Genomic DNA, 24,162 nt, shown 5'->3' with positions numbered 1-24,162 from the left:
CGTTAACCGTGCTCTTTGGGGCAGGGAATCCGGGTATGAATTCCTCCATGTATAACCACCTAATAATAGTCGCAGTGGCCTGCGCGCGCATGAAGCACACAAACGCTCTCAGGCATCCGACTCGGCCTTTGCGCTGGTCTACAATGAACCGGAAAAACAGGTGGCGTTGGTGTCGGGCTCGGGTCTCCGGCGCCGCGGACAAGAGCTTGCGCACAGAACAGGAGCAGCAATGAAGGCTACCAGGCCAGGGCAGTTCGTCGCGGTCTTCGACTTTGGCGCCCAGTACGGCCAGCTGATCGCGCGCAGGGTACGTGACCTGCACGTCTACTCAGAGATCGTTCCCTGCGACATCTCTGCCGACGAGCTGAGGGAGATGGCACCCTCCGCCATCATCCTGTCCGGTGGCCCCGCCTCCGTGTATGCGGACGACGCGCCTGACATGGACGCCGCCGTCTTCGAGCTGGGCATCCCTATCCTGGGCTTTTGCTACGGCCAGCAGATCATGGCCGTCAAGCTGGGCGGCAGGGTCGGTCACACCGAGAAGGGCGAGTATGGTCCCGCGACGCTCGTGCGCAAGGGTGAGGCGCGCATCCTGGACGGCACGCCCGAGGGCGGCCAGACCGTGTGGATGAGTCACCGCGACGCCGTGAGCCAGGTGCCCGAGGGCTTCGTGGTTACCGCCAGCACCGAGACCTGCCCCATCGCCGCCATGGAGTGCCCCGAGCGCAACATCTATGCCACGCAGTTCCATCCCGAGGTGCGCCACACCGAGCACGGCCAGGACATGCTGAGGAACTTCCTCTTCGGCGTCTGCGGGCTCGAGGAGAGCTGGACGATGGACAACATCGTCGAGCAGAAGGTCACCGAGATCCGCGAGGCGGTGGGGGAGCGCAAGGTGATCCTGGCGCTCTCTGGCGGCGTCGACTCCTCGGTGGTCGCGGCTCTCGTGCACCGCGCCATCGGTGACCAGCTCACCTGCGTCTTCGTCAACCACGGCCTGCTGCGCAAGGGCGAGCCCGAGATGGTGGAGCAGGTGTTCCGCGAGCAGTTCAACGTGCCCCTGGTGCACGTGCACGCCGAGGAGCGCTACGCCAGGATGCTGGCCGGCGTCACCGAGCCCGAGCAGAAGAGGCGCCTGATCGGCACCGAGTTCTGGAAGGTCTTCTTCGAGGAGGCCCAGAAGATCGGTGGGGTGGAGATGCTGGCGCAGGGCACCATCTACCCCGACATCATCGAGAGCGGCGCGCGCAAGACGGGCGGCAAGGCGTCGACCATCAAGAGCCACCACAACCTGATTTCCTTCCCCGAGGGCGTGCACTTCGACCTCATCGAGCCCCTGGACCACTTCTTCAAGGACGAGGTGCGCGAGCTGGGCGTGAGCCTGGGCCTGCCTGCGGGCATGGTGTACAGGCAGCCCTTCCCCGGGCCCGGCTTGGCCATCCGCATCATCGGTGACGTCACGCCCGAGAAGCTCGACATCCTGCGCGACGCCGACGCCATCGTGCGCGAGGAGCTGGACGCGTACAACGCGCGGCTCTTCGAGGAGACGGGCGAGAGGAACAGCGAGCACAGCTGCTGGCAGTACTTCGCCGTGCTGCCCGACATCAAGAGCGTCGGCGTCATGGGAGACGAGCGCACGTACGCGCGACCGATCATCGTGCGCGCCGTGGAGTCGAGCGACGCCATGACCGCAGACTGGGCGAAGCTTCCCTACGAGGTGCTGGGCAAGATCAGCAGCCGCATCGTGGGAGAGGTGCCGGGCGTGAACCGGGTCGTCTACGACGTGACGCCCAAACCGCCCGCTACGATAGAGTGGGAGTAAGCCGATAGGGTTCTGACCTGCACTTTTGAGTACCGCACTGTGCCGCTGAGTTTCGTTTCGTACGAGAGTCATGGCAAAGCCGCCAGCGACGGCGGTGAGTAAATACGATAATTGAGCCTCCGTTCCCGTGCTGGGACGGGGGCTTTTTCTTTGCCGTTTTACTCCCTTTCACCTGCGATTTCGCCATTTACTCCCCCGTGTTTCAAGACGGCAAGGCACGGGGCGGCATTCGGAGGAACGGGAGTAAGGATTTATCCCGAGTGAGTGGACGCGCGGTTTTTGTCCCCGAGGGCGAAAATAGGCCGTTTCGGGGCCCGTGAAACTCAAATCGAACTCAATAGGCTTTCCGGCGGTCTCTGCACAGCGTTTCCCCAGGTCGTTAATGGGGAGTAAAGAATCTCACCGTCTCGAGGAAAACGGGAGTAATCAGGGGAAATGCCGCGGCGTACTGCCATGTGCCGCCATGTAAGCCACCGCGTTATTTACTCCCTAGACACGCCGGAAATGCTCCCGCACACAATGGGGAGTAAAAACTCAGCAGACACAGGAACAGGCGGCGATCACCGCCTGTTCTGCCATCCAGATTCGATTGTGCTGGTTGCGAAATGCGGAGAGCCGCTACAGCGAGGCTTTCCAGTCCTCGTATTCGTCGGCGTCGATCTCGCCGTTCTCGAGCTGCGCGCGCTTCTCTGCCCACAGCTCGATCGTCATCGCGGCTTTGGGCGCGTGCGGCGCCTTGGGGTTCAGGGAGAGACCCGTGCCGTCGGCTGCGGGCACGATGCCGAAGGAGTCCTCGAGCCGCACGAGCAGCGACATGAGGTCGCCTGCGGTTTCGACGCCGTAATCCTTGAGGGCGTTGACGGACACGCCGAGCGTATCGGCGATGGACTCGAGCAGCTCGGGCTTCACGGCGCGGATGCCGCTCTCGTAGTGGCGAACGGCCCCCTCGGTCAGGCCGACGGCCTCGGCCAGCTGCGCCTGCGTCATGCCCCGCAACTTGCGGTAACGCCTTATGTTCTCGCCTGCGGACATGCGCCCTCCTCCTGGAAATACGTACCCGCCCATCTTATCAGCGTACGCAAATGTACGCAATTCTATTGACAGTACAGATATGTACGTTTACTCTGAATCTGTAAACCGTACGTATCCGTACGCTATTGATGGGAGGAACCATGGACGAGAAGGTGGCGAAGACGCCGAGGCCGCACATGCTGGACGCCGACGAGGTCGCGGAGCTGCTGAGGATCAAGAAAGGCAGCGCCTACGAGGTGATCAGGAGGATAAACGCCGAGCAGGAGGCGCGCGGGCGCGTGGTCATCCGCGGGCGCGCTCGAAGCGACGTCTTCGACGCCCTGTACTTCCCGGAGGTGGACTGACATGCCCGTGTACAAGGACGACAGCAACGGCACGTTCTACGTGCAGTGCTACTACCGCGACGCCCGCGGCTCGAAGCGCCACAAGACGAAGCGCGGCTTCTCCTCCGAGGTGGAGGCCGCAGTGTGGGAGAGCCAGTTCAAGAGCCTTAACGGCGGGGCCATGGACATGACGTTCTCCGAGTTCGTTGAGGTGTACGCCTCGGAGGTGAGGCCCCGCATACGCGAGCACGCGTGGATCACCAAGGAGTACATCATCAACGACAAGCTCGTGCCGTTCTTCGGGGACATGCGCATGTGCGACGTGAGGCCGATCGACGTCATCAGGTGGCAGAACGAGCTCACCGAGCACCGGGACGCCGACGGGAAGCCCTGGGCGCCGACGTACCTGCGCACGGTGAACAACCAGCTGAACGCCATCTTCAACCACGCCGAGCGCTACTACGGCCTCACCGACAACCCTGTGCGCAGGGTCGACAAGATGGGCTCGAAGAAGGGCGGCGAGATGCAATTCTGGACCAAGGACGAGTACCTGAGGTTCAGCGAGGCAGTCATGGACAAGCCGCTGTCGTTCCACGCCTTCGAGCTGCTGTACTGGACGGGCATACGCTGCGGCGAGCTTCTGGCGCTCACGCCGTCCGACTTCATGCTGGAGAGCTCCCGGCTGCGCATCAACAAGTCGTACCAGAGCCTCCGCGGCGTGAACACCGTGACCGACCCCAAGACGCCCAAGTCGGTGCGCACGATCGTCATGCCCGCCTTCCTGCGCGACGAGATGGCGGACTTCATCGAGATGCGCGACGACGTCGCCCCCGACGAGCGCCTGTTCGCCGTGACCAAGCACTTCCTGGCCCACGAGATGGAGCGCGGCTGCAAGGCGTCGGGCGTGAAGCGCATCCGCGTGCACGACATACGCCACAGCCATGTGAGCCTGCTGATCGAGATGGGCTTCTCCGCGCTGGCCATCGCCGAGCGCATGGGCCACGAGGCGGTGGACATCACCTACCGCTACGCGCACCTGTTCCCCACGAAGCAGGACGAGATGGCCGCCGCGCTCGACGGGGCGAGGGGGTGAGAGGGATGCCGTGCGATAACAGCGCCCGCAAGCGCAGCAAGACGATGGCGTTCCGCTGCACGCCCGAGGAGCACAAGCTCATATGCGAGATGGCGGCCTGGAGCGGCATGAGCAGGCAGGACTACGTCATCGCCAAGCTGACCGATACCCAGGTTGAGGTGAGGCCCTCTGTGAGCGTGCAGAAGGCGTTGAAGGACTCGATGGCGGAGTTGGCCAAGGAAGTGCGCCTGATAGCCTCCTACGGCGAGCTGAGTGAGTCCCTGCAGCAGAGGGTCGAGCTCGTGGTGGGGTTCTTCCTGGCACTCGGCGAGGGGGTTGACGCGCCGACGGCTGAGGCATCGCAGCAAGCTGTGCCTTTGGAGGAGCCGGCAACGTCCATTATGGATGCAGGTTCCAACACCGCAAGTATCTTCGATATGGGACGCGATTAACGCCTAAAGCCCCAGCTCGGCAATTAGCTTCTTCATGGCGAGAGCCCATTCGAGCTGCTCAGATATGAATCTCGGCCAGGCGGCCTCGTTGTTCTTGATCTTGCAGCCGTCTTTGTAGAAGCGAAGCCCCGATGCCTTCTTGGCGTCAAAAGGCGTAGCTGTAAGACCGAGTCGCTCTTCAAACAACTTGGTGTTGTCGATGGCCTTGTGGCCGATTTCCTTGTCGTCGGGCGCGTAGAACTCGATGCCGATTCTGCCGTGCTGCGTGTCTATAAGCAGCGCGATGTGGTAGGCAGACGTGCCGCAGCGCAACGTGGTCCAATGGTCTTTCGAGGGCTTCTGCGGGTTGAACACCTTCAGGAACTCGGGCGATGCCTGTGCTTGCTCGCGGTACTTTGTCCAGTACGAGAGCTTGACGCGCTCGGTCTCGGAGAGGCCCTCGCTGAGCTTGATTGCCTTCGTCCACTCGTTAGGCTGCTCGACTACGTTGAAACGCGGGGCGGGCAAGGAGTCTCCGATGGACCACAGCTCTATCTCCACTAGGAAGAACCCGAAATCGCTGTCGGTGTGCTGGTTGAGCCACTCGATGGCCTGACGGTGCTCGTCGCGTGCGCGTGCCACTACCCACACGACGACCTCGGCGCCCTTGCCGGCGGCGTAAGTGATTACTTTGCCTAGGTGGTCGTGATTGGTGTCCTCGAGCTGGTTCTCGATGATCACCTTGCGTCCGGTGCCGGCTTCCTGCGCATAGATGTCAACGTTGAACGAGCCCACCGATGACTCGGTCTCTATGAGCTCGAGCTCGATGCCGACTGCTGAGCTCAGTATGGCAAGGTTGGGCTCATCGGAGAGCCACTTGGTGAAATCGAGAGCCTCATGGGGCCATACATCGCGCAGCTCTACTTTCTTGAGTTTATCGAGGTTGTATTTCATCGCATTCCTATCAAATCGTTGGCGCGCAGAGCGCTTCGTCCGCATCAATCGAAAGCTGAGCTATACGCTATCGGCGAGCCAGCGCTTTCGCCAATTCTCCATCCGCGCGCTCTTCTCTGATGGATTCATTCCGCCAATCGCCTTAAGGACATCCTGCGGCTCAACATTCCCGTTTCTGTGCTTCAAGGAGTCTTTTGCTATGTCGTAGGCAAGCTGAACGGACGTCGTCGCAGCAAAGGGTTTTCCCTTCCGCGCCAGATTGATTGCTTCGGCGGCTCCGCTTACCGCGTTGATGAACAACTCGATGGCGTCCATCTGCTCGGAAGTGTTTTCGACCAGATAATCAACACCGTCGTTTCCGACGCCGAACTCAACCTCTCCTTGTCTATCCTGCTTGCCGAAAGGCGCTTCTATTCCAAGGCCTAAATATTGTGTCTGGATCATGCCTTGTCGGGCGGCGCTCGTTTCGAACATGCCGTTGTAGCATCTGATAATCGCAGTGTCTCTTACCTCGTCGCCGTAAAGCGGGCAAAACGCAAGCACGATCCAATCAACGTGAGCCGATGCTTTCTTGAGAAGCTCATAGGCTTCGCAACTTATTGGGAACTGACCTGGAGATACCCTGGTCTCCTTAAACCCATCATTAAGGAACCACTGATGCAAATCCGTATGGAGCTCGATCAGGAATCCAAGCTGAATATCGGCATTGGCGTCAATCTGCGCTATATTCTCGCGATACACGTCGAGCTTGAACGCATGCCCGCGACCGTCTTTGCCGAACAGTCCCGCGTCGAGCGAAGTGCTGATGTCGTCAACGCAGGCGTTCGAGTGCTCCCGTATCGCCTGGCTGATCAAATCGCCAAACCCTCGGTAAGCCTCTTCTGTCAGGGCGCCCCTGCGAGCTGCATCCTCGTGTCGCCTTCGAAACCGCTCTGCATCTGAAGAGAACCTTGCGGACTTAGATTCAACCTTCTTGCCCCTCCCGATATGGTGGTCAACTTGGAAGTGCTCTATACCGACTATTCTTTTTCCGCTTTCGGCTGTGATGACAATATCGGGTCTATCGAATGAGCGGATGTCGCCCGACAGTCGGGCGACATTCCGTCTCGCTTCTCCGCCTTTTGCCCTCGCAGCTTTCAGAGACTGCTCATAAATCGAACGCTCTGCGTTTTCCTGGTTTTCCTTATGGTCCATAAGCGTTGCCTAGCTCATCCTGCCCATCACCTCGAGCAGGTCCTCGTACGTTGCCACGTTGTGGTAGCGCACGTCGCTGGTGCTCATCTCGTTGAAGAGCTTCTTGGCGCAGGCGATCTTGGCGTTTTCCACGCCGGAGAGCTCCATCGTGTCCATGGTGCCCTTAGTCTCGGCGACGAAGAACACATGGCGCACGCTGCCTTCCTTGAAGGCGATGGCCCAGTCTGGGGCGTAGTTGCCCACCGGCGTGGGAATCTGGAACGTTCGAGGCAATTTGGCGTAGACCGCCACCTCCGCGGCGGCATCCATATCCTCGGCGAACTTGCGCTCTCCATCCGAGTCGGGGAACACGAAGCGCTGGATGTTCTTCTTCGCCTCATATGCCTTGCTCGCGTTGTCAGGCATGCGCTCAGTGAAGATAGCCTCGTCGTAGACGTCATCGATCTCGTGGTAGCTGATGTGCTCCACCACCATCGTCGCCTTCTCCGATACGATGAGCGCAGCTGCCTTCTTGATGAACTCCTCGGGGTTCACGCGGTAGAGCTCGAACACGTTGGGGTCGATGCCGGCGAGAATCACCGCGGCGCTCCTGCGCGTAATGGCAGCGGCCTGCGCCACCTCGCCCACGAGGTCGTAGGTTACGTTCACGGACGCGGTGCCAGCATCGACGTCGCGGGTCTCGGTCTGCGTGCGGTCGAACGACGAGCCGCCCTGCACCTCGTCGCGCGTTGCCTGTGACTTCTGCCCGCCGACCGTCAGGGTGTACTGCAGCCTGCTCACGCGTAGGTCACTGTTGATGCGCTCTATCGACTTGCGCCTCAGCTCGTCGTCCGAGAAGCTCACCGTGTAGGCGTGCTTGCGGTTGATGCGCGCCCACAGCTCCTTGAACTCGCGCTTGGCGAAGTTATCGGTCAGCGTGTTCTCGGTGATCTTCTCCTGGGCGCGCCCGATCATGCCGTCGAGCGCGTGCGCGTCGTAGATGCTTCTCACCAGCGCTTCGACCGCCTTGGCGTGTGCGGCGTCGGCGATGCCCTCGGGCAGCTTCACGACGAAGTACTCCACGAAGGTGCCGTCCTCGACAGCCTTGCGGAACTCGGCGGTCGGCTTGTCGTCGTCGTCGATGAGGTCGCACTTGTAAAGAGCCTTGTAAATGCGCTTCGACTCCTCCTCGGTGAAGGAGACCGTCTCGCCGTCGAGCACGACGTCGCGCCTGCTGAACAGGTTCATCTCCACCTTCCTCGGGCGCTCGCGCAGGCTCTTGCTTATATCGGTCTGCAAATCCTTCACGAACGTCTCGTAGCTCTCTGACGCGATCACGGTGAGCAAGTTCACGCGGTGTACCTCGTCGGGTCCCAGCAGTATGGCATCCTGACGGTTGCCGTCCTGGTCGACTGCCAGTCGCATGCCGCGACCGACCTCCTGGCGCTTGCTTGTCTCAGAGCCGGACTCCTTGAGCGTGCAGATCTGGAAGATGTTCGGATTGTCCCAGCCCTCGCGCAGCGCCGAGTGGCTGAAGATGAAGCGTACGGGCTCATCGAACGAAAGCAGGCGCTCCTTATCGCGAAGGATCAGGTCGTAGGCGCGCTTCGCGTCGTCGTCGTTGATGCCGATGCCGTCCTCGCGCTCCGCTTTCTTCTCGGCCTTCGATTCGACGGCGTTGCCCTTCTTGTCCACAGAGAAGTAGCCGGAGTGCACCGAGTACGCCTCGAATCGCCCGAGGTACTGCGCGTAGGAGGGGTCGAGGATGTCGTCCTGCGTCGGGTGCTTCAATCTGTCGGAGACGATGGCCTCGTACTCTTCCTCGAAGATCTTGCCGTAGCCCACTGTTTCGCCGTTGCCGGAGAGGTCACGGTACTTCGCCACCTGATCGATGAAGAAAAGACTCAAGCATTTGATTCCGCGACGAAACAGCGCCTCCTCCTTCTGCAGATGGCTCAGGATTGTCTCGCGAATCTGTACGCGCTGCATGTCGTCGGCGGCTGAGTCGCCGTAGACTTCGCCGATATAGATGTGCCCGTCGTCCCCGATTGAGCTGTCCAGAAAGCGCACGTAGCCTGGGCGTCCGTCCTGTGGCGGAACCACGCCGTCGTTGCCGCTCGCTATGGTGTAGCCGCGGTACGCTTCTAGCTTCGTCGAGCCGCTGGCGTCGTAGATGCTGTCGCCCTCGCCGAACCGCGCGGTCTTCTTTCGCACCTTGCCGCCAGACCCCATGCACTTGAACTCGAGAACGGCCTCCGGTGCGCGGTTTTTGGAGACCACGATATCACGCAGGTACAGGTAGCCGTCGGTGCCGCGCATGTTCTTGAGAGCGAAGCCCTTCACCTCGATGCGCTTGACGAGTTTCTGGTTGTAGGCGTCCAGGGCGTCCAAGGCATACACCAGGTCGTGCTTCTCCTTGTGAGTTGCCGAGTAGCTCAGCACGAACAGCGGGTTGAAGCGGGCGATGCCCTTCTGGGTCGCGCCTCCCTTCTTTCCCATCTTCTGGGGCTCATCGCAGATGACAATGGGGCGGTTCGCAGCGATGACGTCGATGGGCCTGCGGCTGCCGAACTCGTCGCGCTCATCGAAGATGATGCGCGCCGCCTTGTTCTTGGCACCCTCCTTCATGGAAGCGTTGAACGCCTGCATGTTGATGACCATGCAGTTGACGTCGCTCGACTGGGAGTACGCATCCAGCTCGGTCAGGTTGTCCGAGTCGTATATGAAGAACCTGATCTTCTTGTGATATTGGGAGAAGAAGTGCTCCTGCGTGTTCTCCAAGCTCTTGGCAACGCCCTCGCGGATGGCGACCGAAGGCACCACCACGATGAACTTGCACCAGCCATACAGGCGGTTGAGTTCGAGCATCGTCTTGGTGTAGACGTAGGTCTTGCCGGTGCCCGTCTCCATCTCGACGTCCAGCTGGCAGGCTCCCATGCCGCAGAAGAGCTCCTCCGACTCGGGGATCTGGTTGCGTCGCTGCACCGCGCGCACGTTTGCCAGTATGTCGGCGCCCGAAAGCGCGACGGGCGCATTGGCGTAGCCCTCGGTGCTCTCGTCGCCGAAGTCAATCTCGCCCTGCGCGCGCTTGGCTTTGCGGCCCAGGTCGCGCAGGTAGACGGAGGCGCCCTGGTTGGGCTGCCCCTCGAAGACCGAGGTCACCGCATCCGCGGCGTCGGTTTGGTACTGCTGTACTTTGAACTTGAACTTCATGTCGGCTCCCCTAGATCACTTGGGGAACGGTGTCGGGGCTGTAGGTGCGGAACAGCTCCTCGTAGTTGGCGTGCGTGGCGTCGCCAGCCATGGACGAGTCGCGGATGACGGCGTACCAGGGCTTGGCCTTCGCCATTTCCTCGATGGTGTCGGAGCCAACGTTCGCATCGAAGCAGGCCGCCAACTTGTCGCCATCAACGAAAAAGACCTTCTTGTCGGCAAGCATGCGCTCCTCAATCTTCGCGGAGTACGGAATGCCGAGCTTTGGCAGCACCTCGAAGAGCAAATCCAGGTCGGAGCGCCCCTCCTTCACATTGTCGATCTGGTCGAACAGGCCCGCCTGCGTCGTCTCGCCTGGCTTGAGATAGGAGTCCTTCATATTGGAGGAGTCGATGCGCAGCACGCGGAACCCAAGGTCGGGATAGGACTTAGGCTCGGCACCGAGCTCGAGCTGCTCGTTTTCCTTGTCGATGCCTGCGGCGATTTTCGCACCTGCGCGACGGATGCGCTCCTCGCCGATTTCGGTCAGCGTGGAGAACTGGCCTGTGGTCTTCTCGGGAATTTGCACAAGCACGAATCGGCGGTTCCCGCCGTCCTCAGCGTTCTTCTCCATAACGGCTTGAGCCATGGAAGCCGAGCCCGAGAAGAAATCGAGCACGGTGCAGTCCTTAGAGGAGGCGATGTCGAGGATGCGCCTCATGAGGCGCACAGGCTTGGGCGTGTCGAAGGGAGCGGAGCCGTCGAAAAGCGCCTTGAGCTCGTTTGTGGCCTCAGTGTTCGTCCCCACATCACTTGCAAGCCATAGGGTTGTTGGGACCTTGCCTCGGGTCATATCAAGGTGCTTTTTAATTCGGAGTCCACCTTGTCCATTGCCAGTGAAGTAGAACTCGGGCCAATTACCAGCGTTTAATCTAGCGCTTGCAATCTCAGCCGCTTGTTGCTTTGGTACTGCGAGTATGACAGCCGGTATCTCGGGCATCACATCCGCTGCAACGCCGCAGATGTCAGCTCGCACTTCAACGTCATCAATTGCCTTAAGCTGATATGGCGCCCACTCATTCATCAATTCCAGAACTTTAGATTGCTCATGTGACCAATGTCTTCCAGCGGGTGGATAAATCAAATCGCCACTAAATGGATGCTGAACAGCGTATACCATCCCTTTGTGCGTTTTTGCACTGGGAGCATGATAAGGACTTGATGTCCACGGCTGGGGGTCTCCATCGGGGCTTTCATAACGGGAATCCATTTCATCAGTTCTAGGCAGATGCAGTGGTTGCCATCCTGGATTTTTTGAGTAAATGAGAACACTGTCGGTAACATACGGAATGCCCTTGGCATCATTTCTCGGAGAAGTATTATTCTGCCAAGTCACGCAGGCAACAAAACAGCCAGCCCCATATGCCTCGTCGCATAGATTTCGCATATTGCGTGATTCGGCATCACTAATGCTGATAAAGATGGCGCCATCGGCCGCGAGCAGGTCGCGCGCAAGAAGCAGTCTCGGATACATCATCGAGCACCAGTCGCTGTGGAAGCGACCGTTGCTCTCGGTGTTGGCGACCAGGCGGCCGCCCTCCTCATTGAAATCGCCGCTCTCGGCGTCATATTCTCCACGCGACTTGGCAAAGTCATCGTCGTACACGAAGTCGTGACCCGTATTGTACGGCGGGTCAATGTAAATGAGCTTCACCTTGCCGGCGTAGGTTTCCTTCAGGATCTTGAGGGCTTCGAGGTTGTCGCCCTCGATATAGAGGTTCTCGGTGGTATCCCAGTCCTTCGACTTCTCCGGCTCAGGAATCATGGTCTTGAAGATTGGACGGCGCGCCTCGGCCTTGGCCTCGCGCTTGCCCGGCCACGTGAACTGATAGCGCTCTCGTCCCTCCTCGGCGACATCGCCCAGAAGATCACGGAGCGCATCGAAATCGACGGCACGCTTAATCTCGTTGTTCTCGTCCTGCACCTCAGTCACAACCTGCGGGAACAGCTCGGCAAGGCGCTCGATGTTCTCCACGGTGCCGTCGGGCGTGCCCAGCTCAATCTTTTCCATCTATTTACCTTCCTCTATGGCGGCAATCTGCCACTTGAGTTCCTTTACCTTATCGAACAGCGCATTCTTGCGCGCAACTTGCCGCTCCTTGCGCCCGCGCGCCTCTACGCGCGCTAGCTCATCTCGAAGCGCCTTGAGCCTTGAATCCGCCTCGAAACGCTCCTCCACGGTTTCGGCGCTGCTGCCATCGTCCCCATAGGCCACCTGCGACGCAAGTGAGTCCCACACCGCGTCGATGCTGCACGCGTTCACATCGAGTGCGAGGTCATCAAAAGAACGCCAGAGCCCCACGACGAGCCTCTTGAGTATCACCGCAAGGCACGCCTCGCCGTCACGGGTGCAGACGAACAGCAGCTTGTGGGGGTTCGCCTGAGCCACAAGGACCAGCACCTCTTCGGGGATGCGACGCGCCTTGAGCGCCACTTGCACCACAAGCACCTCGTGCACGCGCTCGCCGTCCGGTATGCCGGTCGTAGAGGTCTTTATGGAGTTCGCGACCACGAAGCACTCGACGTCGTCGATGAAGGACTGGCGTAGCGTGGCGCTCACCTTCAGGTGGCCGTAGAAGGCCTCCTTGGGTATACGGCGGCCCACCTCAGTCGTGCTCGGAAGCCCTAGCATCTGGGCCTCACCACCAGAAAGCACACCAGCTCGAAGTCGTCGAGGCCCTCGATGTCGTTCTCCAGGAAGCCCGTCGTACCGTCACCGAAGAAGCTGTCGACATCGGACTCCTCCTTGGAGTCCACGATTGATGCCACCGCGTCGCGCAAGAGCCCCGCCTCGCGGCGCATGTCGCGGCCGTTCTTGGTCTCGCGGTTGTAGGCGCGGCAGAGTGCCATGTCGGGCTCGGACTTGCCGCGGCACAAAAGGCGCATGTCGTCGAGCACCGCCTTGGGATCCAGGTGCCCATGAGCCACGGACCCGCCAGACCCCATGCGAATCACGTAGAACGGGTGCAGGTGGTTTGCGCCATCGCGGTCGATCTTGCTGTTGACGTTGCGCAGCACGAAGATGACGCCGGGCTCGTCGCCCTCCACCACGGCGTTGATGCCGCTCGGAAGCCGGTCGATGTCGGGGTTGTCGCGGTAGTAGCCCACCAAGTCCATGCGGAACTCGTTGAGCCCCAGGTCGGTGATGGACACGCCGCCCGAGACGTCCTCCAGGTCCACGACCTCGTCGCGCATCTGCTCGAGCTGCTGGCGGCGATACTCCAGGTCTCCCGTCTCGTCGGCGTTGATGTAGTCGTCGTCGCCGGTGGACGTCATCACGGTGATGCGCATGCGCTCCTCGACGCGCGCCTTGAGCTTGATGTACTCGTCAAGCTCCACGTCGGGCCAGTAGTTCACCAGCTGGATGCGGGCGTTCTTCGAGCCGATGCGGTCCACGCGGCCGAAGCGCTGCACGATGCGCACGGGGTTCCAGTGGATGTCGTAGTTAATCAGGTAGTCGCAGTCCTGGAGGTTCTGGCCCTCCGAGATGCAGTCGGTGGCGACCACGATGTCCACGTCGCAGCCCGTAAGCTGCGGCGCCACCACGTCGCGCTCCTTCGACGCGGGCGAGAAGCAGGCGAGCACCTCCTGCATATGCGGGGGCACGGCCGTTATCGTGCAGGCGCAGCCGTCGCCCGTAACCTTGGCGCACTCGAGGCCGAGCTCTCGTTTCGCGAATGCCGAGACGTTCTCGTAGAGGTAGTCCGCCGTGTCGGAGAACGCGGTGAACACGAGCACCTTGCGGTTGCCCGGGTTGATGGGGCCTTGCGACTTCTCGCGGATCTGCTCGCACAGCTCTATGAGCTTGGCGTCGTAGGCGGGGTCGATGTCGCGCACCATCGAGATCAGGACCTCGATGACGGCGACGTCCGCCTCGATGTCGCGCTCCCAGCTCATCCAGTCCATGTCCTCGACAAGGATCTTCGTGGCGCCGCCCACCTCGAAGCCGCTCTCGTCGTCGGAGTCGAAGTCGAACCCGCCCGGCAGGTCGCCGTCGGCCACGCTGACGCCCGACGCCAAGCCCCTGCGGTAGTCGTCTATGGTCCCGAGGGCGGCGTTCATGGCCGCCAGCACGCGCTCGAGCGTCAGACGGAACGAGCACACCGAGCTCTCCAGGCGCTTGAGCAGGTTCGTCGTCATGAGGCGGCGCACGCCCGTCTCGCGGCCGCCCAGCGTGAGGTTGCCTCCGCCGCCCATCTTCGCGTACTTCTCCATCTTGCTGGGGTGAACGTACGAGCTCGGCATGTACACGGCGAGCACGAGGGAGTCCAGCTCCTCGTATATCTCGCGGTAGTTGATCGCGTTCGCCAGCGTCGAGAGCTTGGGGCGCTTCGATATCGGCGGCAGGCGCTTCGGGAAGGGCCCGATGGCGCTCATGTCGTAGTAGCGCTGGATGTGCTTGCGGCTGCGCGCCACGGTCACCTGGTCGAGCACCTCGAAGAAGTCGTAGTCGAGCATATCGGTGAGGGCCTTGGTGGTGCGCTGTTCTGCGGGGAGCTTCGACCAGCGGGCGTAGACGGTCTGCGCGTTGCGGAACACCGTCTCGATGTCGTTCTCCAGGCGCAGCTTCTCAGACCAGCCGGTGGGGTCGCCCCAGTATGCCAGGGCGAGCTGGTTGCGCAGGTCACGGAAGCGGTTGTTCACGGGCGTGGCGGAGAGCATCAGCACCTTGGTCTTCACGCCCTGCTTGATGACCTTCTCCATGAGCAGCTGGTAGCGGTTCATCCTGTCTTCCGACGCCGAGTCGCCGCCGTTTCGGAAGTTGTGGCTCTCGTCGATGACGACAAGCCCGTACGCGCCCCAGTTCAGGCGGTCGAGCGGCAGGCCCGTCTCCGACGTGCCGCGCGTGCGCGAGAGGTCGGTGTGGTAGAGCACGTCGTACTGCAGGCGGTCGCCTGCGATGGGGTTGTTCACGACGTTCGAGTTGTAGGTGATCCAGTTGTCGCGCAGCTTCTTGGGGCACAGCACGAGCACGTCCTTGTTGCGGCTCTCGTAGTACTTGATCACGGCGAGCGCGGTGAACGTCTTGCCCAGGCCAACGGAATCGGCCAGGATGCAGCCGTTGTAGGTCTCGAGCTTGTTGATGATGGCGAGCGCCGCGTCCTTCTGAAAGTCGTAGAGCTTGTTCCAGATGAGGCTTTCGCGGAAGCCCAGCCCCTCGTTGGGCAGCACGTCCTCGGAGACGTCGTCCAGGAACTCGCTGAATATGCGGTAGAGCGCCATGTAGTAGATGAGCTCGGGCGCGTTCTCCTGGTACATGGCCGTGATGCCGTCGATGACGGCGTCGGTGACGTCGTGGAGCTCGCCCGAGCCCCAGGCGTCGTCGAACTGCTTGAGCAGGGCGCGCGACTGGGAGGCGTCCAGGCGCATGGTCACGTCGGGGACGTCCGTGGAGTTGTCGCATCCGAGCTTGCGCGTGGTGAAGCCGTCGAAGGGCATGTAGGCCACGTTGTCGCCCGTCTTATCGATATCCATGAAACCGCTCATGCGCCCCTCGCCCTCGAAGGAGCGGAAGCGCGCCTTGCGGCGGATCCAGTCGGCGCACTCGGTCGCGACGGCCTTCTGCGTGAGCTCGTTGCGCAGCTTGATCTCGAAGTCGGTGCCGCAAAGGCCCTGCTCGCGGGAAAGGCGCGGGATGTAGAACTCGCGCTTCTCGCGCGCTGGGCGCTGCTTGGTGAACGCCTGCGATGTGAAGATGAAGCGCAGCTCGTCGATGCCTTCAAGCTGGGTGGCGAGTTCCTGATAGGCGTACATGGAGAACACCGACGCGGCTATCGCCACGCGATCGCCGTCGGCTATATTGGCGACAAGGTCGTCCTTGACGATGCGCGCCCTGTTGTCGAAGAAGTCTGGCTGCATGGGTTTTTTTTATGCCCCCTTCTTCGCGAGCTCTTCGATCATGCACGTGCGCACGAAGGCGGAGAAGCTCATGCCCCGCAGGGCCGCCTCCTCTTTCGCAGCGTCGCGCAGGGTGTCAGGGATGCGCAGGGTCACGGAGACCTGGTCGCCGTTCACCAGGAAGCTCCTGATCTCGGTCTCGTTGGGATTGCTCTTGATGAGCTCCTTGTAGCTGCTAGGCATCTGCGCTCCCATCGCTCGAAATGCAATACAAATGCGTTTGCAGCATTATAACGCGGAGGCATAGGGTGGCACCGGGAATAGAGGGACAGCCGATGTCCAGGCCCTGCGCGAGCGTGAGCGGCTGAGGAGGCCTTGCCTGATCTAGGTGGCGGTTTCCCATAGGTGTTTGCAAGGATATATTTGGCGGGCTATCCGAAACGGCAATCGTCGCCAAATACGCGGCCGCCCGGCTTGAGCGCGGCGGCGTATTTGGCGACGATGGCGGGCAGTTCTGCAGCAGGCACGTGAAGCAGGCTGCTGCAGGCCCAGATCCCGTCGTATCCGCCCTTGGGCTCGAAATCGGCGAATGTCGCATGTTCCACTCTAAGGCCGGTGAGCTCGCTTGCGGCCTTGACCATCTCGGCGCTGCCGTCGACTGCGTCGACCGCGAGGCCCGCCTTGAGGAACGCCAGGGAGTCGCGTCCGCTGCCGCAGCCCAGGTCCAGGATGCGGCCGCCCTCGGGCAGCATGTCCGCAAACGTCTTCTGCAGCGCGCCGAACTCGACGTTCGCCGTGTCCGCTATGAACTTCTTCGCGTTGCCATCGTAGTAGCCGATGGTCTCCTCCGTGGCGGTCATGCTCTTCCTTCCTAGAACGCGGGCGCTTCGCGCTCCTCCGTCTTCCAGCGCTCGCCTGGCTCAGGCTCGCATGCGTCTCTTCTCGCCTGTTCGAGGCGTCCCTCGATCGCGGCGTCAGATGTCACCCGTACCGTTCCCTGCGCTCTACCACCCTAAGCTCAATCCACCTCCAGCACATGCGGTCCGCTCGAACACCCCCCGAGACCAGCAAGGATGCTATGATGCCCAAGGTAGGTGGGTGTGCGGTCAGACGGCCGTTCCCCAAACGTAACGTGAGGGCTCGGCCCACAGTCATGGAGGTACGTTTCCCATGAGATTCCATATTGACAAGAGCATGGCGGCGCTTGGGATACAGCACGTTGTGGTTGGGATTGCGCGCAACGTAGATCCACAGACAACGTTATCTGACTCATTTTTGAAGAAACAGAGGAAGATGGAGGACTGGGCGCTGAGGTGCGATGTCGACGAGGTATCGAGCCATCCCGTTATCCAGGGCTACAAGAACCTGCTGCAGCGCGTGGGGCGCAGTGTGAAGAGAAATCCCCCCACTGTTCCGGCGCTTATTCGAAACGTCCAGCATCGCGGCTCCCTACCGCGCATCAACAGCGTTATCGACATCTACAACGTTGAGTCACTGCATTCGCTGCTGGCGATCGGCGGGCACGATCTCGATAAGGTTCACGGACAGATAGAGTTCACCGTCAACAAGGAAGAGGGGACCTTCCTTCCAATTCTGTCCAAGGCAAAGCATGTTGCCAAGACGGATTACGTCTACCGTGACACAGAGGGAATCATGGCATGGCTGGACGTTCGTGACGGAGAGAACTACAAGTTTGCTGATGAGACACAAAATGCAGTCTTTATCATACAGGGGAACGCAAACACCTCCGTCGAGATGCGCCTAGATGCGCTCGGGAGAATTCAGGCTGACCTGTCGGAGTGCATGCCGGCCATGGAGTTCGAGACGCAGGTCATACATGCCGAGGAGTGCTAGGCAAAGCTGATTTCCAAGCGGACTTTGCGAGGAAGCCGCAGGGCTACCGCTGCCCCCGAGTTGCGAGCGTGCGTAATGCCCAAAGGGTCCTTGCAGCTGCCTATGCCCTTGGCGGCGACGCACGACGTGCAATGCCATCATGTGCAGCATAGAGCGCGGCGTGACACTCGACGTTCGCAGACGTTCATGAAAGGCCCCTCGGGATCTCCGAGGGGCAACGTGAATCTCAGGCTCGTCAGGCTCGTAATAGGCGGACAAGGCGACACGGACCAGGTGACTCTCGAAAACCACTTCCAAGGGCGACTCTCTCCCTCTCAGGCGCGACATCGCCTGTGCCAACGATGCTGCCGAGTCCTGCGCGTCTGCGCAGTCGCCTCCTGAGAGGGAGAGGCTCGCCTCTCGCCTCGTGTTACACCGCCAAAGCTCTTACAGCCATCTCTCAGCGCGTGCTAAGGCTAGCAGCCCCAGACCTCCTCGGCAATCTCCTTGACGAGTGCAAGCTTGGCCCACTGCTCGTCTTCGGTGAGCTTGTTGCCTATCTCACAAGAGGCAAACCCACACTGTGGACTCAAGTAGAGCCGATCGAGGGGAACGTACTGCTCCGCCTCGCGGATGCGGCGGATCACGCTGCCTTTGTCCTCAAGGGTGGGGCTTTTGGTGGTGATAAGCCCAAGCACGACCTTCTTGTCCGGCGACACCTGGGTCAGGGGCTCAAATCCGCCTGAGCGCTCGTCGTCGTACTCGAGGTAGAGCGCATCGACATTCTCCTGGGCAAACACGTAGGGCGCCACGGCGTCGTAGGGACCCGTGCACGCGTAGTCAGAGTGGTAGTTTCCGCGGCAGATGTGGGTGTTGATGACCAGGTCATCTGGCTTACCCTCGATGGCGAGGTTGTTGATGCGCAGGTATTTCTGAGCCTTCGGTAGTTCTCGTGGCCTAGGGGTCGTCTAGTTGCCCCTTGCCACCTTCCTCCTCCTCTTCCCGTCGCGTTCCCCGTCCCTCCTCCTTCTCCCGTCCACCTTCCTCCTCTCCTCCCCGCGGTCCTCCCAGGGAAGTGCCGGCTGCCCATCGGAGCGGCGCAGCATGAGAAGCGCGACGAGGTTGCCGGCGTTGCGGAACCCGTGGCCCATGCGCACCGTCACCTTGATCTTGTTGTTGATGCTCTCCACGCGGCCGTTTCCGATGCCCAGCGCCACGGCGGCAACGACGTCCGCGCGCCTGCGCCCCGCCTTCTTCTCGACGGCGACCACGGGCCCGATCTCGCCCCCGGCCGCCCCCTCCCGTGCGGCCCCGCCGACACGACGACCGCGTCGCCCTCGGTCGTCACGCCCTCCACGACGGTCCTCGCAAGCGCGAGGACATACCGTAGAGTCTCCGCCATGCGCCCGCCTCCCGTTGCTCCGGATACTTTTGGCGAAGTGGAATCCTACGGGAAAGGGGCGCCGAGCGGCCCCTTACGGGGCCGCTCCTGCCAATCCTACCTGCTTCCTACACGTGGGCTGGTCAAAGCGGTCGGTGGTCACCCACACAAGCTACCGAAGAGCCAAACTTGTTCAAACGAGTAATGTACCTATACGAAGGAGCGTGTCTGCGAATCTGAGTGACGAGCCTGTCTGTGAGTAGCGGTAGCGAACGATCGTGCAGTGGTCGCGCGACCGTGGTGAGTATCCGTTACAATTGGCCTGTGGGTCTAGGAGAGAAGAGGACGCCATGCGAGCAAGTGGAGTGTTGATGCCAATCTTTGCGCTGCCTGGGAGGTATGGCATCGGCTCGTTCGGGCCGAAGGCCTATGAGTTCGTCGACTTCTTGAGCCGCTGCTCGCAACGCTACTGGCAGATCCTGCCGCTGACCACGACGGGCTACGGTGATTCGCCGTACCAGTCGTTCAGCGCCTACGCGGGCAACCCCAACTTCATCGATCTGGACGAGCTGGTAAAGCTGGGCTACCTGAAGCGCGGCGACCTTGAGGGCGTAAAGTTCGGGGATGACCCGACGCGCATCGACTACGCCACGATCTTCGTCGCGCGCAGGAAGGTGCTCGAGCGTGCGACGGCACGCTTCATGCAGGACCCCCCCTCGGACTTAGACGAGTTCTCACGCAGGCACGCCAGTTGGCTTGACAGCTACTGCGAGTTCATGACCGTCAAGGAGGAGTTCGGCCTTAAGGCCTTCCACGAGTGGCCACAGCAGTATCGCAACCCGGGGAAGGCGTCGCGGGACCTGAGCGCCAAGCGTGAGCACCACTACCAGTACCACCTGATGACGCAGTACTTCTTCTTCAAGCAGTGGGAGAGCCTGAAGGGCTACGCGAACGAGCGCGGAGTGCTTATCGTGGGCGACATGCCCATCTACGTCTCGCGCGATTCCGTCGAGATGTGGGCAATGCCGCAGCTCTTCAGGGTCGGTGAGGACGGGAGTCCCACGAGCGTCGCGGGCACTCCGCCCGATCAGTTCTCCGCAACAGGACAGTACTGGGGTAACCCAATCTACGACTGGGACGCCATGGCCCAGGATCACTACTCCTGGTGGGTCGAGCGCATGCGCATGAGCCTTAAGATGTACGACATTGTGCGCATCGACCACTTCCGGGGCTTCGAGTCCTACTGGGACGTGCCCTTTGGCTCTGCGACGTCTGCGGCTGGCTCTTGGAGCAAGGGTCCTGGCACGGCACTCTTCGACGAGCTGACACGGCAGCTGGGCAAGCTCCCCATCATTGCGGAGGACTTGGGGTTCATGACTCCGGAGGTCATCAAGATGCGCGAGGACACGGGCTTTCCCGGCATGAAGATTTTGCAGTTTGCCTTCGATGGCAACAGCGACTCGTATTATCTGCCCCACCATTACACGCCTAACACCATCGCGTACGTGGGTACCCACGACAACCAGACCGTTCGTGGCTGGTACGAGAACACGGCGACCCCGCGCCAGCGCGAACAGGCGGACCGCTACACCAGGCGGGCCAAGGGCGAGCCCGTGGGGGCTGCGTTCAACCGCGCCATCGCCGCATCCGTCAGTGACACCTGCATCTACACCATGCAGGACCTACTTGACCTAGGAGACGAGGCGCGCATCAATGTGCCAGCCGTCTTAGGTGGAAACTGGGACTGGCGCATGAGGGAGGGTGCCATCACCCGAGCCGTCGAGGAAGCCCTCCTCGACCTCACCCAGACCTACTTTCGCGTCCCCGGAGCACGGCCGCCCGAGCTCCCGGCGTGATGAGGCCATTCGCACAACCAAGCGCCCCGGATCGTCCGGTCGCCGTCCTTACGCACAGCAATAGACTGAAAAGAGGAAGACACATGTTGAGTCTGAACACCTGCGCCCACGACAGCTACGGCCTTGACCTGGAGGCCCTGAGCGACGAGCAGATCTGCGCCATGCTGCAGGGCATCGTGAGGCAGCGCAGCGCCAAGCTGCCTCTCAATGCCGGCAAGCGGCGCCTCTACTACCTGTCCGCGGAGTTTCTTATCGGCAAGTTGCTGATTAGTGATCTCATCAACCTTGGCCTTTACGATGAGGTCAAGGCTCAGCTCGAGGCGGCTGGGCACGACCTTAACAAGGTCGAGGAGCTTGAGGTGGAGCCGTCATTGGGAAACGGTGGCCTGGGCAGGCTCGCCGCGTGCTTCCTGGACTCCATAGCAACCCTGGGTCTTCCCGGTGACGGCGTGGGCCTTAACTACCACTACGGTCTGTTTCGTCAGGAGTTTCGCGACAAGCAGCAGCGGGCGCTTCCCGATGGGTGGCTCGACAGGCAGGCCGTCCTCAACGACGAGGGCGTGAGCTTCAATGTGGTGTTCGGTGACTTCAACGTGAGGTCGCGACTCTATTCCATCGACGTGACGGGCTACGGCCGTCCAACCAAGAATCGCCTGAGGCTCTTCGACCTCGAGGGCGTGGATGACTCGCTGGTCCCCGCCGACTCGATAGAGTTTGACAAGGACGAGGTCAAGAAGAACCTCACGCTCTTCCTCTACCCCGACGACTCGGACGAAAAGGGACGTCTGCTTCGCGTGTACCAGCAGTATTTCATGGTGAGCAACGCGGCCCAGCTCATCCTGCGCGAGGCGCTGGAACGTGGCAGCGACCTGAGTGACCTGCCCGACTATGTCATGGTGCAGATCAATGACACGCATCCCACGATGGTCATCCCCGAGCTCATTCGCCTGCTTACCGAGGAGCATGGCATGGGCTTCGACGAGGCCGTCGCGATGGTCGAGAAGATGGTCGCCTACACCAACCACACGATCTTGGCCGAGGCCCTCGAGAAGTGGCCCATCAAGTTCCTCAAGACCGTTGCTCCTAAGATAGCTGACATTATCGTGAAGCTCGACCTTATCGCCAAGGAGCGTTACGCTGATCCCGCAGTTGCCATCATCCAGGATGACGTGGTCCACATGGCAAACCTGGCGATCCACTTTGGCTGCAGTGTCAATGGGGTAGCGGCGCTCCACACCAAGATCTTGGAGGACACGGAGCTCGCACCCTTCTATAAGATCTATCCCGAGAAGTTCAGCAACAAGACGAACGGCATTACGTTTCGCCGCTGGATCATGGGCTGCAACCCTGAGCTCACCGGACTTTTGGACGATACCATCGGTACGGACTGGCACGAGAGCGCGGACCTCACGCCGCTTAAGGAGCACTTGGACGATAAGGCCGTGATAGAGGGGTTCGAGAGGGCGAAGGACAGCGCCAAGGGGCGCATGCGGCAGTTCATGCTCGAAAACCAGGGCGCGCGCATTCCCGAGGACGCGATCATCGACGTGCAGGTGAAGCGTATCCACGAATATAAGCGACAGCAGATGCTCGCGCTCTACATCATCTGGAAGTACCTGGACATCAAGAACGGCAATCTGCCCGCACGCCCCATCACGATCGTCTTTGGCGGGAAGGCGGCACCCGCCTACGTTATCGCCCAGGACATCATCCACCTCATCCTCACGCTGTCCGATTGGGTGGCCCAGGACCCCGATGTTTCTCCGTACCTGCAGGTCCTCATGGTCCAGAACTACAACGTCACGGCGGCGGAGCATCTCATCCCCGCAGCTGACATCTCCGAGCAGATCTCGCTGGCGAGCAAGGAGGCGAGCGGTACCTCCAACATGAAGTTCATGCTCAACGGCGCCGTGACCCTCTGCACGCTCGACGGCGCCAACGTCGAGATTGCCGAGCTGGTGGGCAAGAATGACATCTACACCTTTGGTGCGTCGAGCCAGGAGGTGGAGCGCCTCTACGCCGAGGGCTCCTACGACGCGTCCGCGCACTATAGCCGGCCTGGTGTCAAGCTGCTCGTGGACTTCATTACGAACCCCCGGTTCATGGCGACGGGTGACGCCGAGCGTCTGCGCCGCCTACACGATGACATTGTCAACAAGGACTGGTTCATGGCCCTCTTGGACCTTGAGGAGTACATCCAGCTGAAGGAGCGGGTGTATGGGGATTACGAGGATCGTCATGCTTGGATCCAGAAGGCGCTCGTGAACGTGGCCATGGCGGGCACGTTCTCCTCCGATCGCACCATCGCGCAGTACGACGAGGACATCTGGCGCCTGTCATAGACCTAGCGTGGCCCGGGGCGGCGTACGTCCCCGCCTCGGGCCAGACCCGCTCTAGGAGTACGCGGCGGAGCGAGGGGCTCAGGCTTGGCGCCTCGAGACCACGCAGTACCTGAACGTGTCGGGATGGCTGCGCACCTGGGTGAACTCGAACATGAGGCCGTCCGAGTTGTATGTCTGGTTCTCGACGACGGCGACACAGTTGAAGGGACCCAGGTTGAGGTACCGTCGGTCCTCCTCGTTGGCGAGGCCGACTGTTATCTGGCGGCGGCTGGTGAGTATCCTCATGCCCAGCTCCTCCTCTAGATACTTGTACACGGAACTCTCGGCGATCGTGGGGGAGAGGTCGGGGATGATGTCGGCGAGGAGGTAGCTGGTGTCTATCTGGCAGGTGAAACCGTCCAGACTACGGGTGCGGACCATGCGATAGAGCTCGGTTCCCTCGTCGAAGCCCGTGTATCCGGCAAGTCCCTTCCCGCAGACGAGCCGCTCGAACTCCCTCACGATGGTGCCCGGCCTCATGTCGTTGTGCGCCGCATACTCCTCGAAGGAGTAGAGCCCATCGAAGGAACCGATGACGTCGCGGTAGTCAGGGTACCAGATGACTCGGACGCCCTTGCCGTGGATGGGTTGCACGAAGCCCTCGTCGGCTAGGATGGCAAGCGCTCGGCGGACGGTGTTCCTCGAGCAGGAGTACACGCCGACAAGCTCGCTCTCAGAGGGTATAAACGATTGGTAGGGATAGGTTCCGTCCTTGATCTTCTCCCTAATACTTAGATATATGTCTTCGAAGAGCGCCTTGGGCATCGCGTGTTCCTCACTGCGTGGTCGTCGTCTTGGCGCAGGCCTCGAGTGT

At 61.0% G+C, this 24,162-nt stretch carries 19 protein-coding genes; 7 read left to right on the top strand and 12 right to left on the bottom strand.

All coding sequences use genetic code 11. The annotated features are described in order from the left end of the window. The first annotated feature begins 229 nt into the window (after nucleotides 1-229). A complete protein-coding gene (guaA, locus tag BQ7388_RS05820) occupies nucleotides 230-1,822 on the top strand; it encodes a glutamine-hydrolyzing GMP synthase (protein WP_072499977.1) in 1,593 nt (530 codons plus the stop codon). A gap of 618 nt (nucleotides 1,823-2,440) precedes the next feature. On the opposite strand, the gene BQ7388_RS05815 is transcribed toward guaA, so the two are convergent. Continuing rightward, entirely contained in the window at nucleotides 2,441-2,854 is a 414-nt protein-coding gene (locus tag BQ7388_RS05815) for a helix-turn-helix domain-containing protein (protein ID WP_072499976.1), read from the bottom strand. Between the two features lie 140 nt (nucleotides 2,855-2,994). Between BQ7388_RS05815 and BQ7388_RS05810 the strand changes: the two genes are divergently transcribed. Genes BQ7388_RS05810 through BQ7388_RS05800 form a run of 3 tightly spaced genes read left to right on the top strand, consistent with a single transcriptional unit; the run spans nucleotide 2,995 to nucleotide 4,701 of the window. Beyond that, nucleotides 2,995-3,198 (top strand): hypothetical protein, encoded by a 204-nt coding sequence (locus BQ7388_RS05810; protein ID WP_072499975.1) that lies wholly within the window; start codon nucleotides 2,995-2,997, stop codon nucleotides 3,196-3,198. Between the two features lies 1 nt (nucleotide 3,199). Continuing rightward, nucleotides 3,200-4,270, top strand: a complete 1,071-nt coding sequence (locus BQ7388_RS05805; RefSeq protein WP_072499974.1) for a site-specific integrase — start codon at nucleotides 3,200-3,202, stop codon at nucleotides 4,268-4,270. 5 nt (nucleotides 4,271-4,275) lie between these two features. Then, the gene (locus BQ7388_RS05800; RefSeq protein ID WP_072499973.1) at nucleotides 4,276-4,701 is read left to right on the top strand and encodes a plasmid mobilization protein; all 426 of its coding nucleotides are present in this window, start codon (nucleotides 4,276-4,278) and stop codon (nucleotides 4,699-4,701) included. Between the two features lie 3 nt (nucleotides 4,702-4,704). On the opposite strand, the gene BQ7388_RS05795 is transcribed toward BQ7388_RS05800, so the two are convergent. The 8 genes from BQ7388_RS05795 to BQ7388_RS05760 all read right to left on the bottom strand — a co-directional run bounded on the left by BQ7388_RS05795 (nucleotide 4,705) and on the right by BQ7388_RS05760 (nucleotide 16,757). Then, the gene (locus BQ7388_RS05795; protein WP_072499972.1) at nucleotides 4,705-5,634 is read right to left on the bottom strand and encodes a DUF4268 domain-containing protein; all 930 of its coding nucleotides are present in this window, start codon (nucleotides 5,632-5,634) and stop codon (nucleotides 4,705-4,707) included. Between the two features lie 60 nt (nucleotides 5,635-5,694). Beyond that, the gene (locus tag BQ7388_RS05790; RefSeq protein WP_129583166.1) at nucleotides 5,695-6,828 is read right to left on the bottom strand and encodes a hypothetical protein; all 1,134 of its coding nucleotides are present in this window, start codon (nucleotides 6,826-6,828) and stop codon (nucleotides 5,695-5,697) included. Nucleotides 6,829-6,837: 9 nt separating this feature from the next. Next, complete coding sequence (locus tag BQ7388_RS05785; protein ID WP_072499970.1) at nucleotides 6,838-10,020, bottom strand: type III restriction-modification system endonuclease; 3,183 nt, start codon at nucleotides 10,018-10,020, stop codon at nucleotides 6,838-6,840. Nucleotides 10,021-10,030: 10 nt separating this feature from the next. Next, the gene (locus BQ7388_RS05780; protein WP_072499969.1) at nucleotides 10,031-12,070 is read right to left on the bottom strand and encodes a site-specific DNA-methyltransferase; all 2,040 of its coding nucleotides are present in this window, start codon (nucleotides 12,068-12,070) and stop codon (nucleotides 10,031-10,033) included. Continuing rightward, a complete protein-coding gene (locus BQ7388_RS05775; protein ID WP_072499968.1) occupies nucleotides 12,071-12,691 on the bottom strand; it encodes a DUF4391 domain-containing protein in 621 nt (206 codons plus the stop codon). Beyond that, nucleotides 12,685-15,918, bottom strand: coding sequence for a helicase-related protein (locus BQ7388_RS05770; protein WP_072499967.1), 3,234 nt, complete (start codon nucleotides 15,916-15,918; stop codon nucleotides 12,685-12,687). Before BQ7388_RS05770 ends, BQ7388_RS05775 begins: the two co-directional genes overlap by 7 nt. Before the next feature lie 9 nt (nucleotides 15,919-15,927). Continuing rightward, nucleotides 15,928-16,140 carry a YlcI/YnfO family protein gene (locus BQ7388_RS05765; RefSeq protein ID WP_234946873.1) on the bottom strand — a complete coding sequence of 71 codons (213 nt, stop codon included), beginning with the start codon at nucleotides 16,138-16,140 and terminating at the stop codon, nucleotides 15,928-15,930. 188 nt (nucleotides 16,141-16,328) lie between these two features. After that, nucleotides 16,329-16,757, bottom strand: coding sequence for a class I SAM-dependent methyltransferase (locus BQ7388_RS05760; RefSeq protein ID WP_072499965.1), 429 nt, complete (start codon nucleotides 16,755-16,757; stop codon nucleotides 16,329-16,331). 310 nt (nucleotides 16,758-17,067) lie between these two features. Between BQ7388_RS05760 and BQ7388_RS05755 the strand changes: the two genes are divergently transcribed. Further along, nucleotides 17,068-17,751, top strand: a complete 684-nt coding sequence (locus BQ7388_RS05755) for a B3/B4 domain-containing protein (protein WP_072499964.1) — start codon at nucleotides 17,068-17,070, stop codon at nucleotides 17,749-17,751. 455 nt (nucleotides 17,752-18,206) lie between these two features. Here BQ7388_RS05755 and BQ7388_RS05750 read toward each other — a convergent pair whose 3' ends face one another. Both BQ7388_RS05750 and BQ7388_RS05745 read right to left on the bottom strand, forming a co-directional pair. Further along, entirely contained in the window at nucleotides 18,207-18,608 is a 402-nt protein-coding gene (locus tag BQ7388_RS05750; RefSeq protein WP_268794044.1) for a uroporphyrinogen decarboxylase/cobalamine-independent methonine synthase family protein, read from the bottom strand. 90 nt (nucleotides 18,609-18,698) lie between these two features. Next, nucleotides 18,699-19,001, bottom strand: a complete 303-nt coding sequence (locus tag BQ7388_RS05745) for a transposase (RefSeq protein ID WP_072499963.1) — start codon at nucleotides 18,999-19,001, stop codon at nucleotides 18,699-18,701. 460 nt (nucleotides 19,002-19,461) lie between these two features. On the opposite strand from BQ7388_RS05745, the gene malQ reads away from it, so the two are divergent. Both malQ and glgP read left to right on the top strand, forming a co-directional pair. Beyond that, nucleotides 19,462-20,967, top strand: a complete 1,506-nt coding sequence (malQ, locus tag BQ7388_RS05740; RefSeq protein ID WP_062529455.1) for a 4-alpha-glucanotransferase — start codon at nucleotides 19,462-19,464, stop codon at nucleotides 20,965-20,967. 83 nt (nucleotides 20,968-21,050) lie between these two features. After that, the gene (gene glgP / locus BQ7388_RS05735; RefSeq protein ID WP_072499962.1) at nucleotides 21,051-23,309 is read left to right on the top strand and encodes a glycogen/starch/alpha-glucan family phosphorylase; all 2,259 of its coding nucleotides are present in this window, start codon (nucleotides 21,051-21,053) and stop codon (nucleotides 23,307-23,309) included. 78 nt (nucleotides 23,310-23,387) lie between these two features. Here the strand turns inward: glgP and BQ7388_RS05730 are convergent, their stop codons facing one another. Beyond that, the gene (locus BQ7388_RS05730) at nucleotides 23,388-24,113 is read right to left on the bottom strand and encodes a GntR family transcriptional regulator (RefSeq protein ID WP_062529459.1); all 726 of its coding nucleotides are present in this window, start codon (nucleotides 24,111-24,113) and stop codon (nucleotides 23,388-23,390) included. Nucleotides 24,114-24,162: the final 49 nt, after the last annotated feature.

This window comes from Olsenella phocaeensis (assembly GCF_900120385.1).
GTDB lineage: Bacteria > Actinomycetota > Coriobacteriia > Coriobacteriales > Atopobiaceae > Olsenella_I > Olsenella_I phocaeensis.
Note: the sequence above shows the minus strand (reverse complement) of the source record. Positions and strands in the feature narration are given on the sequence as shown.